The sequence below is a fragment of the Caballeronia catudaia genome, from assembly GCF_001544755.2.
In the GTDB taxonomy this organism is placed as follows: domain Bacteria; phylum Pseudomonadota; class Gammaproteobacteria; order Burkholderiales; family Burkholderiaceae; genus Caballeronia; species Caballeronia catudaia.
Window position 1 is genome coordinate 1 of sequence record NZ_FCOF02000017.1, and the last position, 14,818, is coordinate 14,818.

Annotated in this window: 13 protein-coding genes; 6 read left to right on the forward strand and 7 right to left on the reverse strand. The window is 63.0% G+C overall.

What is annotated here, in order from left to right:
• The first annotated feature begins 218 nt into the window (after positions 1-218).
• On the forward strand, positions 219-1,853 hold the full coding sequence (locus AWB75_RS19005) for an NAD(P)/FAD-dependent oxidoreductase (protein WP_061125639.1): 1,635 nt from the start codon (positions 219-221) through the stop codon (positions 1,851-1,853).
• Positions 1,854-1,971: 118 nt separating this feature from the next.
• On the opposite strand, the gene AWB75_RS19010 is transcribed toward AWB75_RS19005, so the two are convergent.
• From AWB75_RS19010 to AWB75_RS19020, 3 genes are all read right to left on the reverse strand, one after another.
• Positions 1,972-3,513, reverse strand: a complete 1,542-nt coding sequence (locus tag AWB75_RS19010) for a UxaA family hydrolase (RefSeq protein ID WP_061125743.1) — start codon at positions 3,511-3,513, stop codon at positions 1,972-1,974.
• 10 nt (positions 3,514-3,523) lie between these two features.
• Positions 3,524-4,810: an MFS transporter gene (locus AWB75_RS19015; RefSeq protein ID WP_061125640.1), complete on the reverse strand. Its 1,287-nt coding sequence runs from the start codon at positions 4,808-4,810 to the stop codon at positions 3,524-3,526.
• Between the two features lie 98 nt (positions 4,811-4,908).
• Entirely contained in the window at positions 4,909-6,033 is a 1,125-nt protein-coding gene (locus AWB75_RS19020; protein WP_061125641.1) for a mannitol dehydrogenase family protein, read from the reverse strand.
• A gap of 222 nt (positions 6,034-6,255) precedes the next feature.
• Here AWB75_RS19020 and AWB75_RS19025 point away from each other — a divergent pair, with 222 nt between their 5' ends.
• Positions 6,256-6,954 carry a FadR/GntR family transcriptional regulator gene (locus tag AWB75_RS19025; protein ID WP_061125642.1) on the forward strand — a complete coding sequence of 233 codons (699 nt, stop codon included), beginning with the start codon at positions 6,256-6,258 and terminating at the stop codon, positions 6,952-6,954.
• 48 nt (positions 6,955-7,002) lie between these two features.
• On the opposite strand, the gene AWB75_RS19030 is transcribed toward AWB75_RS19025, so the two are convergent.
• On the reverse strand, positions 7,003-7,323 hold the full coding sequence (locus AWB75_RS19030; RefSeq protein WP_061125643.1) for a hypothetical protein: 321 nt from the start codon (positions 7,321-7,323) through the stop codon (positions 7,003-7,005).
• A 379-nt stretch (positions 7,324-7,702) separates the two neighbouring features.
• Between AWB75_RS19030 and AWB75_RS19035 the strand changes: the two genes are divergently transcribed.
• Positions 7,703-8,578, forward strand: coding sequence for a class I SAM-dependent methyltransferase (locus AWB75_RS19035; RefSeq protein WP_061125644.1), 876 nt, complete (start codon positions 7,703-7,705; stop codon positions 8,576-8,578).
• Here AWB75_RS19035 and AWB75_RS19040 read toward each other — a convergent pair whose 3' ends face one another.
• Both AWB75_RS19040 and AWB75_RS19045 read right to left on the reverse strand, forming a co-directional pair.
• A complete protein-coding gene (locus AWB75_RS19040) occupies positions 8,579-9,133 on the reverse strand; it encodes a DUF1415 domain-containing protein (protein ID WP_061125645.1) in 555 nt (184 codons plus the stop codon). It lies immediately after the preceding gene.
• Positions 9,130-9,804 (reverse strand): TetR/AcrR family transcriptional regulator, encoded by a 675-nt coding sequence (locus AWB75_RS19045; protein WP_061125744.1) that lies wholly within the window; start codon positions 9,802-9,804, stop codon positions 9,130-9,132. The genes AWB75_RS19040 and AWB75_RS19045 overlap by 4 nt, the downstream gene beginning before the upstream one ends.
• A gap of 93 nt (positions 9,805-9,897) precedes the next feature.
• On the opposite strand from AWB75_RS19045, the gene AWB75_RS19050 reads away from it, so the two are divergent.
• Complete coding sequence (locus tag AWB75_RS19050) at positions 9,898-11,181, forward strand: MFS transporter (RefSeq protein ID WP_061125646.1); 1,284 nt, start codon at positions 9,898-9,900, stop codon at positions 11,179-11,181.
• 81 nt (positions 11,182-11,262) lie between these two features.
• Positions 11,263-11,859: a nitroreductase family protein gene (locus AWB75_RS19055; RefSeq protein ID WP_061125647.1), complete on the forward strand. Its 597-nt coding sequence runs from the start codon at positions 11,263-11,265 to the stop codon at positions 11,857-11,859.
• Positions 11,860-11,865: 6 nt separating this feature from the next.
• Here the strand turns inward: AWB75_RS19055 and AWB75_RS19060 are convergent, their stop codons facing one another.
• Positions 11,866-13,353, reverse strand: coding sequence for an MFS transporter (locus AWB75_RS19060; RefSeq protein WP_061125648.1), 1,488 nt, complete (start codon positions 13,351-13,353; stop codon positions 11,866-11,868).
• A gap of 203 nt (positions 13,354-13,556) precedes the next feature.
• Between AWB75_RS19060 and AWB75_RS19065 the strand changes: the two genes are divergently transcribed.
• Complete coding sequence (locus AWB75_RS19065; RefSeq protein WP_061125649.1) at positions 13,557-14,807, forward strand: Hsp70 family protein; 1,251 nt, start codon at positions 13,557-13,559, stop codon at positions 14,805-14,807.
• The last annotated feature ends 11 nt before the right edge of the window (positions 14,808-14,818 follow it).

Consider the following 14,818-nt stretch of genomic DNA (forward strand, 5'->3'; position numbering starts at 1 on the left):
AAACGACTCCACGCCGATGATAGTGCGGATACCCGTGTGAAAGTAGGTAATCGTCAGGCTCCTCATGCCCTAACGCCAAAACCCCACCCCGCAAAGGTGGGGTTTTTGCGTTGGGGCGCTGCAATTCTGAAACGGCAGCGGAGCCTCAAGGCTTACCCCTGTTCAAGCGCTAAAATCCTGTACGTATCTCCCAAGCGCGGCTTAAGCCGTCGAGTCCCATGCTACGTCTAAGCGAAATCAAGCTCCCGCTCGATCATCCCGAATCGGCTATCGAACCTGCGGTCCTCGCGCGTCTTGCGGAGATCGGCGTCGATGCCGAGCAACTTGTGAGCTTCCATGTATTTCGCCGCGCGCACGACGCCCGCAAGCGCGCCGATATCAAGCTCAACTACATCATCGATGTGGAGCTGAAAGACGAAGCATCGGTATTGAAGCGACTCGAGGCGCGGCCGCAGCCGCACTGCGGCGTCACGCCGGACATGACGTATCGCTTCGTCGCGACAGCGCCCGCGCGATCGACGCAGCCTCGCCCAGTCGTCATTGGCATGGGGCCGTGCGGGCTTTTTGCCGGATTGATCCTCGCGCAGATGGGCTTTCGACCGATCATCCTCGAGCGCGGTAAAGCCGTACGGGAGCGGACGAAAGATACGTGGGGCCTCTGGCGACGCAACGAACTCAATCCGGAGTCGAATGTTCAGTTCGGAGAAGGCGGCGCCGGCACGTTCTCGGACGGCAAGCTCTACAGCCAGATCAAGGATCCGAAGCACTACGGTCGCAAGGTTCTCGATGAATTCGTCAAAGCCGGTGCGCCCGAAGACATTCTGTACCTGAGCCGCCCGCACATTGGTACGTTCAGGCTCGTCAGCATGGTCGAGAAGATGCGTGCGCAGATTCATCAGCTCGGCGGCGAAGTACGATTCCAGCAGCGCGTCGAAGATATCGATATCGACAACGGCAAGATGCGCGGCCTGCGTCTGTCGACGGGGGAAACTTTGCGCTGCGATCATGTCGTGCTGGCCATCGGCCATAGCGCGCGCGATACGTTCGAGATGTTGCACGATCGCGGCGTGTACATGGAAGCCAAGCCGTTCTCGCTGGGTTTTCGTATCGAACATCCGCAAGGCGTGATCGATCGAAGCCGCTTCGGAAAATTCGCCGGTCACGAGCGGCTCGGCGCCGCCGACTACAAATTGGTCCATCACTGCAGCAACGGACGCGCCGTCTATAGTTTCTGCATGTGTCCGGGCGGCACGGTGGTCGCGGCGACGTCGGAATCCGGGCGCGTCGTGACCAATGGCATGAGTCAGTATTCGCGTGCTGAACGCAATGCGAACGCGGGTATCGTCGTCGGCATTACGCCGGACGACTATCCTGGCGGCCCGCTTGCCGGCATCGCCTTTCAGCGCAAATGGGAAGAGCGTGCGTTCGAGCTAGGCGGCGGCGATTACTCCGCGCCGGGGCAACTGGTCGGGGATTTCATCGCGGGACGCGCATCCACGTCGCTCGGTTCGGTCACGCCTTCCTATAAGCCGGGTGTGAAGCCGACCGACTTGAGCACCGCGCTTCCCGATTACGTGATCGAAGCGATTCGCGAAGCCTTGCCCGAGCTCGACAAGAAGATCAAGGGGTTCGCGATGCATGACGCCGTCTTGACGGGTGTCGAGACGCGCACGTCGTCGCCGTTGCGCGTGCGTCGGAAGGACGATTATCAGAGCGTCAACGTCGAAGGCCTGTATCCGGCGGGCGAGGGCGCAGGTTATGCGGGCGGTATCTACTCGGCGGCGATCGATGGCATCGAAGTCGCGGAAGCGGTCGCCCTGAAGATGATGAGCGAGCACGCCGCGGCGGCCTGATATTCGGCACGTCTTCCGCGCGAAGGTCATCTGATATATCAGACAAACCAGCCGACTAAAACGAAAAGGGCGCATCGCCAGACACGATGCGCCCTTCAAAGCCCAAACCGCAGCCGCGTCAAGTCACCACACCCACCTGCCAGGGCACGAACTCACTCTGCCCATACCCGTGCAGTTCACTCTTCGATGCCACGCCCGACGCGCAGTCGAGCATCATCTGGAAGATTTTGTCGCCGAGCTGCTCGATGGTCGCTGATCCGTCGACCACGCCGCCGCAGTTGATGTCCATATCCTCTTCCTGCCGCTCCCACAGCGCCGTGTTCGTCGCGAGCTTGAGCGAAGGCGAGGGCGCGCATCCATAAGCCGATCCGCGGCCCGTCGTGAAGCAGATGAGATTCGCGCCCGACGCAACCTGGCCGGTCGCGGACATCGGATCGTAGCCGGGCGAATCCATGAAGACGAAGCCCTTCGCATCGATGCGCTGCGCGTATTCATACACCTCGACGAGATTCGTCGTGCCGCCCTTCGCAACCGCACCGAGGGATTTTTCGAGAATCGTCGTCAATCCGCCGACCTTGTTGCCCGCCGACGGATTGTTGTCCATCGCCGCACCGTTGCGCGCGCAGTATTCTTCCCACCACTTGATGCGCGTCAGCAGTTTTTCGCCGACTTCACGGCTCACTGCGCGTCGCGTCAGCAAATGCTCGGCGCCATAAACTTCCGGCGTCTCCGACAGAATCGCCGTGCCGCCATGCGCGACGAGCTTGTCGACGGCCGCGCCGAGCGCCGGATTCGCGGAAATGCCCGAATAGCCATCCGATCCGCCGCACTGCAATCCGACGATCAGATGCGACGCAGGCACCGGCTCGCGCTGCACGCGATTCGCATCGGCGAGCATTTCCTTCACGAGCGCGATGCCGTGCTCGATCGTCTTTCGCGTGCCGCCACTGTCCTGAATCGTGAAGCTGCGCAACTTCGCGCCGTCCTTCAGCCCGCTCGATTCGAGCACGCCCGAAATCTGGTTCGTCTCGCATCCCAGACCGACGAACAGCACCGCGTGAAAGTTCGGATGCACCGCGTAACCCGCGAGCGTGCGGCGCAAAATGCCGAGACCTTCACCCTGCATGTCGATTCCGCATCCGAGACCATGCGTCAGCGCGATCACGCCATCGACGTTCGGATAATCCGCGAGCGCTTCCGGATGCACGTCGCGCCGGAAGTGATCGGCGATCGCGCGCGCGACCGTCGCCGAGCAGTTCACGCTCGTCAGCACGCCGACGAAATTGCGCGTCGCCACGCGGCCGTCGTCGCGGCGGATGCCCATGAACGTCGCGGGTTTATCGACGAACGGCGTCGGGTGCAGATCGACGCCGAATTCGTGCTCGCGCGCAAAATCGGCCATCGACAGATTGTGCGTGTGTACGTGCTGCCCGCGCGAAATCGCCTCGCGCGCCACGCCGATGATCTGGTTGTAGCGCTTGACGGGCTGGCCCGCGGCGATGTCGCGCGTCGCGATCTTGTGGCCCGGCGGAATCAGGCCGGCGACGACGAGATCCTCCGACGCGATCCGCGCGCCGGAGAGCAACTGACGCGTCGCAATGACGACGTCGTCGTTGGGATGCAGCCGGATGACCGCATGGTCGGTGGATGTGGTGGACATGGTTTTATTCTCAGACCGTTGAAGGTGCGCGGCCGTCGTCGCGCCGGGCTTGCTCTTCATCGGCGCGATTGAGCGGTTCGATCTTGCCGACAATCACAAGATAGCTGAACGCACCGAGGAAGCAGAAGCCACCCGCGACGCACAGCGGAATCACGAACGAGCCCTTGGTGATCGCAAGCATCACGCCGGTGAAGGTCGTGATTACGATACCGGCAAGATTCGACGCGAAGTTCTGAATGCCGCCGATCGACGCGACGTGATCCGGCGTCGGCGCGACGTCGCTCGGCAGCGACCAGATGCTGGCGGCGGCGAACGCAAGGCTGGCGTAAGCGATGCCGAAGAACGCGAGCATCAGATAGATGTTGGTCACGAAGGCGCAGAGCGTGATGACCGACGACAGCAGCATGCCGCCGACCATGCAGGTCTTGCGCGCTGCAGTCAGGCTCCAACCGCGCTTGAAGAGCGAGTCCGATACGACGCCGCCGAGCCAGCCGCCGGGAATCGACATCAGTGCGGGAATGGTGCCGAGCGTGCCGAGCGACTTGAGCGAGAAGCCGTGTGCCTGCACGAGATAGCTCGGGAACCAGGTGATGAAGAAGTAGATCACGAAGTTCAGGCAGAAGAAGCCGAGCATCATGCCCCACAGCGTGCGGTACTTGAACAGCGACGCCCACGACACCTTGTTCTTCGGCGCGACCGGGACCGGCGCGACATCGGTTTCGCCCGTCAGATCGCCCTTCGACTTGTTACGGTAGATCAGGAACCAGCCGAGAATCCACACGAAGCCGATCACACCGGTGATGACGAACGACGCTTCCCAGCCGAACGAACTGATGATCAGCGCGACGACCGGAATCGACAGCGCGGAGCCCACGCGAGAGCCGGAATCGAAGATGCTGGTGGCGAACGCGCGTTGCGATTTCGTGAACCATTGCGACACGAGTTTCGCGCACGACGGATACGCGCCCGCCTCACCGATGCCGAGCATCAGACGGCAGCCGAACATACCCATGACGCTCGACGCGGCCGCGGTCAGCGCCGTGAACACCGACCACCAGCCCACCGCGAGCGGCAGCGCGATGCGCGCGCCGACGCGATCGACGAACCAGCCGAACGGCATTTGCATGAGCGCGTAGCTCCAGAAGAAGCCGCTCAGGATGAAGCCCATCTCGGCCGGGCCGATGTTGAGCGCCTTCTCGATCTGCGGTGCGGCGACCGCGAGGTTTGCACGATCGATGTAATTGATCGCGATAGCCAGAAAGGCCAGAAATATCACTACCCAACGCATTTTGCGCATCGTTTGTCTCCTCAATGGGGCGGCACTTCGTTTCATTCCGGCTCGAATCCGCGATGCCGGCGCGGCGAGCCGTGATTAAAAAATCGTGATTTCGTGCTTCAGGCGGATTCGAGTGCGTCGCGCAACCGCTTCTGTTCGATGTCGAGCTTCAGTTCCCGCGCGAGATCGATAACAGGCCGGAAGCGGCGAACCTTCTTCTCGTCGTGATTGCGCGCGATATCCGCGAGCCGATGCACGAGAAGCGGGTTCTCGAAGCGGTCGCGCACGCTCGCGACGTATTCTGTCGCGACGTCGGCCTTGCCGAGCGCCGCGAAAACCGGTAGCACTTCGTCGCGCCACGTCGCTTCGAGCGGATCGCGATACGCCGGATCGCGCATGGCGTCGAGCACGGTCATGTCGGGCGAGCCGTCGCGCGTGCGCCAGATTTGCGCGAGCATCGTGTGGCCGAGATTCAGCAGCAGAAGCTTGAGACGTTCGTAGTGCTCGAGATCGTCCGTGACGACGATGTCTTCGTGCTCGCACGGCAGCACCATGCCCGCCTGCCGCTCGATCGCCCACAACGCATACGGTTCGGCGATCGCGCCGACCGGCTGGATCGGCTCCGAAACGATGCGGTCGACGAGCGAATTCACCCACACGCAGTCTTTCCTCAGATAGGCGATGAACGCATCGTCGGCGTGCCATCCACGCGCAACGCCGACGACCAGATCACGCAGCGTGTCGCCGTTACGCGAAACCAGCTCGCAGGGCAGGAGCGTGATCGGCGCCGCGCCCGCCTGGAAACGCGCGTGCAGCAGCACCGCGAGCTTCGCCGCGAAACCGCGCGGCGTGCGCTGCCCGGCGAGCAGTTCGGCCGTGTCTTCGTCGAAGAGGGCGTAGCCCGCATCGGCCGTATTCGAGACGATCACCTTCACGTCGCGCTTCGCACGCTCGATCAGCAATGGCCAGTCCTCGTTCGCGTGTAGCGCCTCGGTGATCGAATCGCACTCGACGGTCGTATCGATGGTCTCGTCCCAGCGGCGTCCGCGAATGCGCACCGGATAGCGTCCGGCGGAGCGCAATGCGTCGATGCGCGCGCGGCTATCCGCGCTGGACGTAGTCTGCACGACAGTGATCTTGCCGAGCGCCGACGCCGGATCGCGGCGCGCCGCAACGGCCACGAAGAAATCGACGTGCGCCTGCAGGAAACGGCTCGTGCCGAATTGGAGAATCGGATTGCTCATCGTCGGGCGCGCTGTGGGGAAGATTCGAGTGGGAACGGTTCCAGATCGCCGTAAAAAATTGGCCACCTGGCCTTACCGGATTGCATACTAGTGTCTTGAAATAGAATTGGTCAAGCCACTTGTAATCGGTTCAGGAGGGGCAAATCCGCGCCGCCCGGAGCGTCAGCCCTCCTGCTGATTACAATCCACGTTTTCCCCGAGACAAAAAGCAGGAGCCAGCACGTGAGCGTGAAACCAGCCGAGACGCGCCGCCTCTATCTACAGATCGCCGACAAGTTGCGCGGGCTGATCGAGCAGCAGGATTTCGCGCCGAATGGCCGCCTGCCATCGGAGCGCGAACTGGCGCAGACGCTCGGCGTGTCGCGGCCGTCGGTGCGCGAGGCGCTCGTCGCGCTGGAGCTGGAAGGGCGCGTCGAAATCCGCATGGGTTCGGGCGTCTATATCGTCGCCGCGCCCGCGTCCAAGCCAGCGGCGGCCGAGGCGGAACTGGGCGAAAGCCCAATCGAGATCATGAACGCGCGCAGCGTGATCGAAGGCGCGATCGCGGCGAGCGTCGCGCCGTTCGCGAGGCCAAAGGAGCTGAAAGCGCTACGGGCCGTGTACGAGACGATGGCGCGCGAAGTCGAACACGGCCAGGTGCCGATGGCCGCCGATCGCGCGTTTCACATCGCGATCGCGCAGATGACGGGCAACGACGTGCTGGTGCGCACGGTCGGCAGCCTGTACGACGAACGGCACAGCCCGCTGTCGTCGACGCTGCGCGGACACTTCGAAGGGGAGGAAACGTGGGCGGCCGCGCTCGGCGAGCATCGCGAGATTCTGGAAGCGCTGGAAGCGCGCGACGCAGTCTGGGCGCAGGCTGCCATGCAGCGGCACATGCGTCAGTCCGCGGCGCGGCTGATGACGAAACGCAAAGGCTGAGCACGGCGCGCGCGCAGAACGCGCGCCGGCGTCGAAAGGATGACCGCGTCAGCCCGGATAGGCTTCATCGACCTTCAGACCCGCCAGCTTGAAGATCACGCGCAGCGTTTGCGGCGCGATATCCCGGCGCGAGGCGAGCGTCGTCAGGACGAAGTCCATCACTTTGGCGTACTTCAGCATCGTCAGACACGTTTCGATGTCGGTGGAGCCGTCGCGCATCGATTCGGCGAGGCGCAGCATCTCCACGGAAATCTCTCGGGCCATTTCGAGTTCGAGTTGCTGCTTTTCACTCCACGCGGGCATCGCGGTCAGTGCCGCGAGCATCTCCTGGAATTGTTTCTCTGCTTTCTTGTCCGGGATCGCATCCATCGCCGTCCTCTCATGTTCATGGCGCCGGCGAGTCGCATTCGCCGCGCTGTGCGTTAGGTGTTACGTAACAAATACCGGGCGCGGGTGACGACGCTTTACGTGTCGAGGCGCGGGATCGTTACCAGCTTGTTGCTCCTGCTTGCCGCATCGGTACGTAGCCCGAAGCCACGTCGTGTCGTCTTTTCCAATGGCCTATTGTCGGGACGATGCACAAACCGTTCCATGCGTTCCATTCACGCATTCGCCGATGAGCCGGTCATGGGGACAAAGAGCGTCTTTGCGCTTTTGGGTAAACTTCCTCTTTTGAGACGGCAGAACCAGCGGTTAGCGCACATTCGGCGCGAACATGCTCCGCTTTTTTATTCGACACACGTTCACGATGATCAGGAATTCCTCCGCGTCGGCTCCGGGCACACCCGACCCCTCCACCAAACACGACATCCGTCCAGGCCAGTCGATCGAACTGCTGAAGGAACTTCACATCCTCACGCGCGACGGCAAGATGAACCAGGACAGCCGCCGCAAACTGAAACAGGTCTATCACCTCTATCAGTTCATCGAACCGCTTCTCTCCGAAGTGCATGCGCGCCAGGGGGCCGTATCACTCGTGGATCATGGAGCGGGGAAGTCCTATCTTGGGTTTATTCTCTACGATCTCTTCTTCAAGACTCTGCGCGATCGGTCACACATCTTTGGAATCGAGACGCGTGAAGAGCTCGTAAAAAAGTCCGAAGAATTGGCGGAACGCCTCGGGTTTACCGGGATGTCGTTTCTGAATCTGTCGGTGGCCGAATCAATCGGTTCGGATCGTTTGCCGGAATCGATCGATATCGTCACGGCGCTGCACGCGTGCAACACCGCAACCGACGACGCCATCCACTTCGCTCTGCAAAAGAATGCGAAGTACATCGTCGTGGTGCCCTGCTGTCAGGCGGAAGTCGCTTCGGTGCTGCGCAAGAACAAGGGGCATTCGCTCTCGAAAAACGTGCTGACTGAGATGTGGCGGCATCCATTGCACACGCGTGAGTTCGGGAGCCAGATCACGAACGTGCTGCGCTGCCTGCAACTCGAATCGCACGGCTATCAGGTGAGCGTGACGGAACTCGTCGGCTGGGAGCACTCGATGAAGAACGAGTTGATCGTCGCGCAGTTCAAGGATCTGCCGCGCGGACGGCCTGCGCAAAGACTTTCCGATGTGCTCGAAACGCTGGGACTCGACGAATTGCGCGAGCGCTTCTTCACGCCCGCGCATTGATCAACGTTTGTCCATCCACGCCTTGAAGCCGTCGAGCCCGAGGCGGCGCAGCGTTTCGATATTGCGTTCGTAGATGTCGGATGCATCGGGAAACGCGGCGACGGCGCGATCGATGCTCGCTTCGCGAATCAGATGGAACGTCGGATACGGCGCGCGGTTCGTGTAGTTGTCGATATCGTCCGGCGCGCTGCCTTCGAACCGATAGTCCGGATGAAAGCTCGCGATCTGCAATTCGCCCGCGAGCCCCGACTGGTGGAGCAGGCGCTCGGCGAAGGAGAGGGCGTCGTTGTAGTCCGCGAAGTCCGCGAACGCGTGCGGCGTGATGAAGAGCGTCGTGTCGATGACTTCCGGGTCCGTGTCGCGCAGCAGGCGAAGTTCGTCGGTCAGTTCCACGACCAGGTCGTCGACGCCGCGCGCCTCGCTCACCACATAGCGAATCTGCTTTTTGACATGCACGCTCTTCGCGAACGGGCACAGGTTCAGGCCGATCACCGCGCGGGTGAGCCAGTGTTCGGTCGCCGCGATCACGTCGTCGCGGGTGCTGCTGTCACTCATGAATCTTCCTGTTTGCGATGTGCGGAGCAAGCCGACGCGATCAGAGCTCGTGCGATGCGCGGCGCCGCGAGCAGCGGGCCGGAGCCGGGGCCGTAAGTCTGACTCGTCGCGTAAATGCCGTCGACCAGCAGCGCGAGCGATTCAGCCAGCTCGGCGGGATTATCCGCTTTCGCCGCCGTCGAAATCTCGACGAGGCGCGTCATCAGATAACTTTTGTTGCGATCGACCGATTGCCGCGCGGGATGCGCCGGATCGCCGAATTCGCACGCGATGTTCACGAACGGGCAGCCACGATAATCCGGCGCCGACGCCCGTTTCACCAGATCTTCCAGCGCCTGGACGATCTGCTTCGCCGGCTCGTCCGGATGCTTCGCGACGCTCGCCTCGAAACGCTGCCGAAACCCTTCGTCCATGCGATCCAGATACGCGACGACGAGCTCGTCCTTCGACGCGAAACGCCGATACAAGCTCATCTTGTTGACGCCCGCGCGCTCCACGACGGCATCGACGCCGATCGCGCGGATGCCGTCGCGATAGAACAGCTCCTGCGCGGCGTCGAGCAATTGTTCCTGCGCCGTCGCGCCGTCGGTGCGGACACTGCGGCGGGCGTGGGGTTTCGGCTGGTCGCTCGTTGATCGTGCCAAAGTCGGTTCCTCGAAATTTTGCTGCATGCTTGACATGTTACCGATCGGTAACTAAGCTCGCAACTCTGATGTGACAGAGCGGTAACGTCGCGGGACAAAAATCAACGGAGCGGAGCAGCGATGAATTGGGTAGCGAGACGGCTGAACGGCCGGATGCATTACGGCTGGATCGCGGTAGGCGTCGTTTTTTTCGTGTTGCTCGCCGCCGCCGGCACGCGCGCGACGCCGAGCGTCATGATGCTGCCGCTCGAAAAACAGTTCGGCTGGTCGCGCGGTACGATTTCCCTGGCGATCTCGATCAATCTCGCGCTGTACGGTCTCGCCGGTCCGTTCGCCGCGGCGGCGATGCAGCGCTTCGGCGTCCGTCCGACTGTGCTCGCCGCGCTTGCGACGCTGGCGGCGGGCGTCGGCATTTCGTCGATGATGACCGAGCCGTGGCAAATGGTGCTGGTCTGGGGCGTGATGGTCGGCAGCGCGACGGGCGTTGCGGCGCTCACGCTGTCCGCGACGATCGTGAACCGCTGGTTCACCACGCATCGCGGTCTCGCGATGGGCATTCTCACGGCCAGTTCCGCGACCGGCCAGCTCGTGTTCCTGCCGTTTCTGGCGTCGATTTCCGAGCGCTTCGGCTGGCGGCCGGTCGTGCTCCTCGTCGCGGCGGCGGCGGCGATCGTGCTGCCGCTCGTCGCGTGGCTGCTGCCCGAGCGTCCAGCGGATCTTTCGCTGCGTCCTATCGGCGAAAAGGCCGATCTGCCGCCCGGCGCGATTCCGACGCCGAAGAATCCGATCAAGCTGGCGTTCAGCACGCTCGCGTCGGCCAGCAGGACGCGCGATTTCTGGCTGCTGTTCTTCAGCTTCTTCGTTTGCGGCGCGAGCACGAACGGTTACGTCGGCACGCATCTGATCGCGATGTGCTCCGACTACGGCATGACGCAAGTGCAGGGCGCGACGCTGCTCGCCGCGATGGGCATCTTCGATCTTTTCGGCACGACGTTGTCCGGCTGGCTGTCGGACCGCTTCAATGCGCGCGTGCTGCTGTTCTGGTATTACGGCCTGCGCGGGCTGTCGTTGATTTATCTGCCATACGCGTTCGGCATCGATTTCTTCGGTCTGCCGCTCTTCGCCGTGTTCTACGGGCTCGACTGGATCGCCACCGTGCCGCCGACCGTGCGCCTCGCCACCGATGTCTACGGCAAGGAATCGGCGCCGATCGTGTTTGGCTGGGTCGTCGCGGGCCATCAGCTCGGCGCGGCGTTCGCGGCGCTCGGCGGCGGAATGCTGCGCTCGAGCCTCGGCAGTTACACCGTTGCGACGATGATCTCGGGCGGCCTGTGCCTCGTCGCGGCCGTGACCGTGCTGCGCATCAATCGCGCGGGGCGGTCGGTGGGCGTCGCCGCGACCTGACCCGATCAGCCCCGATCTGCACGCGGGCGCGCGCTTGTTTATCCTTGTCGTTCGTTTATCCATCGAACAAGGAAACATGCCATGTCCGCGAAGCCCGCTCCGACCGATGTCGACATCCACGAACTGATCGCCGGCCGATGGAGCCCGCGCGCCTTCTCCAACGCGCCGATCGAGCGCGCGCAACTGCACCGGCTGCTGGAAGCGGCGCGCTGGGCGCCGTCGTCGAATAATCAGCAGCCGTGGCGCTTCATCGTATTCGACCGTCAGCGCGACGAAGCCGCGTTCAGACGCGCATTCGACACGCTCATGCCGGGCAATCAGAAGTGGAACGTGACCGTGCCGCTGCTCATCTGCGTGACGGCGTCGACGCTCACGCCGAAGGGCGACACGAACCGCACCGCCAGTTACGACACGGGCGCGGCCGCGATGGCGCTCGTGCTCCAGGCGCATGCGCTGGGACTGGCGACGCATCAGATGGGCGGCTTCGATCGCGACGCGTTCCGCCAGGCGTTTTCGATTCCCGCGGACGTCGAACTCATCGCGATGATGGCGATCGGTCATCACGGCGACGCCAGCCAGCTCGATGAAACATTGCGCGAGCGGGAAGCGGCGCCGCGCGCGCGCCGGACGCTGGGCGAAACGGTCTTCGAAGGCGCCTGGAACAAAGGCTTCGAATAAGAGGTTTCAAAGCTCGTCCGCCGCCGAGAGCGGACGAGCGACATCTTCGAGCGACTTGCGCTCGGCCGCGACGCCCCAGATTCCGGCGACGACTGCGGCCGCGATCATCAGGAACGAGCCGAGCAGGTAGCCCGCGAACACAGGCCCGCGCTGATGCGTATCGATCAGTTGCCCGAACAGCGTCGGCCCGATGATGCCGCCGAGCGCCGTGCCGAACGCGTAGAACACTGCGATCGCGAGCGCGCGAATCTCCAGCGGGAAGGTTTCGCTCACCGTCAGATAGGCGGAACTCGCCGCCGCCGACGCGAAGAAGAAAATCACCATCCACGCGATGGTCTGCGTCGTCACGCTGAGCATGCCGTGCATGAACATCCAGCCGCTGATCGTCAGCAGCACGCCGGACATCGCGTACGTGAAGGCAATCATCCTGCGCCGGCCGAGCACATCGAAGAGTCGGCCGAGCAGCAGGGGACCGAGGAAATTGCCCGCGGCGAACGGCAGCACGTACCAGCCGATGTGATCGCCGGGCACGTGATAGAAGTCCGTCAGCACGAGGGCGTAGGTGAAGAAAATCGCGTTGTAGAAGAACGCCTGCGCGGTCATCAGCGTGAGCCCGACGAGCGAGCGGCTGCGATGCGCCCTGAAAAGCGTATGAAAGACCTCGCGCAGCGGCGTTGCTTCGCGCGCGTGCAGGCGCAGCGGCTTGACCGGCGTATCCGGAATCTGCACGCCGTGCTCCCGAAAATGCGCCTCGATTTCCTCGACGATCTGCCGCGCTTCTTCCGCGCGATTGTGCGTGATGAGCCAGCGCGGGCTTTCCGGCACCCACATCCGCATGAGGAGAATCGTCAGGCCGAGCAATGCGCCGATGAGAAAACACGCGCGCCATCCCCAATCGGGCGGAAGCAGGCCGGGATGGAGCAGCACGATCGAGCCCGCCGCGCCGATGCCCGCGCCGACCCAGAACGTCCCGTTGATCGCGAGGTCGGTCCAGCCGCGCAACCGTGCGGGCGTGAACTCCTGAATCGTCGAATTGATGGCGGTGTATTCGCCGCCGATTCCCGCGCCCGTCAGAAAGCGGAACAGCACGAACGTCGCAAGATTCCACGAGAACGCGCTGGCGGCGGTGGCCGCAACGTAGAGAAAGAGCGTGATGAAGAACAGCTTGCGGCGTCCGAGCCGGTCGGTGAGCCAGCCGAAGCCCAGCGCGCCCAGCACCGCGCCCGCGATATACGCGCTGCCCGCAATGCCGACATCGGCATTGGAAAACTGCAGCGCAGGGCTGGACTTGAGTGCGCTCGCGACCGCGCCAGCAAGCGTGACTTCTAGCCCGTCGAGCAACCAGGTGATGCCGAGCGCGAGCACGATCAGCGTGTGAAAGCGCCCCCACGGCAGACGATCGAGACGCCCCGGCAGATCGGTTTCGATAATGCCTGGGCGCGCGCTGGCTTTATCGCTCAAACGGTTCTCCTGTTGCGCATCGGTTTCGCTCATGGTCTGAAGCGTGCTTTACTGCGACTAAGCGCGCGAAAAAGTAAAGAGATTGCCGCGCGGGTCGAGCAAACTGCATTCCGCTTTTGATGAATAAACTCAATGGTTTAAAAATATCTGAAACGCGGTTGATACGCTTGCCGGAACATGTTAAAAACGCCGTCCACGTTTGAATGCGGTGTCCTTGAACGACGCCGCCGATGCCCATGACTTATTGCGCGATCGATTTCGGCACGTCGAATTCCGCCGTTGCGCTGCCGGATGGTTTGTCGGTCCGGCTGGCGCCCGTGGAAGGCGACGCGACCACGCTGCCCACGGCGGTCTTCTTCAACACCGACGAGAATAACCAGTCCTACGGCCGCGCGGCGCTCGAGGCGTACATCGATGGCTTCGACGGCCGCCTGATGCGCTCGATGAAGAGCATCCTCGGCTCGCCGCTCGCGGACAACAGCACCGATCTCGGCGACGGCTCGGCCATCAAATACACCGATGTGATCACGCTCTTTCTGCAGCATTTGAAGCAGAAAGCGCAGGCGATCGCCGCCGAGCCGCTCACGCGCGCGGTGCTCGGCCGCCCGGTTTTTTTCGTCGACGACGATCCGCGCGCCGACCACTTGGCGCAGAAGCAGCTCGAAGCCTGCGCGCACGCGGTCGGCCTGCGCGAAATCCATTTCCAGTACGAGCCGATTGCTGCGGCTTTCGACTACGAAGCGGGCCTGACGAAAGAAGGTCTCGTGCTGGTCGCGGATATCGGCGGCGGCACGTCGGACTTTTCGCTCGTGCGCGTCGGACCGGAACGCGCGCGTCATCTGGAGCGCAAGGACGACGTGCTCGCGCATCACGGCGTGCATGTCGCGGGCACCGACTTCGATCGTCGCGTCGAACTCGTGACCGTGCTGCGCGAGCTCGGCTACCAGTCGCTCGATCCGAAAGGGCGTGAACTGCCCAGTCCGGTTTACTTCGATCTCGCGACCTGGCATTTGATCAATACCGTCTACACGCCGAAGCGCGTGAGCGAATTGCAATTGATGCGCCATCTCTACACGGACACGCGTCATCACGACCGGCTGATGCGCGTCGTGGACCGCCGGCTCGGTCACGCGCTGACGGCGCACGCGGAAGAAGCGAAGATCGATGTCGCGGCGGGCGGCACGACGGAAATCGACATGGAAGAGGTGGAGGAGGCACTGCGCGTGGCGTTCGACGAGACGCAATTGATCGTGGCGGGCGCGGATGAAACGCGGCGAATCGTCGAGGCGGCGCAGGAAACGCTCAAGCGCGCTGGCGTTGCGCCCACCGACGTGAGCGCCGTCTATTTCACCGGCGGCACGACAGGGCTGCGGTTCCTGTCGGAAGCGCTGGCGACAGCGTTTTCCGATGCGCAGCCGGTGTTCGGCGACCGTCTCGCCAGCGTGGCGAAGGGGCTCGGTATCTACGCGCAACGCGTATTTGCCTGACGCCGCGCGTC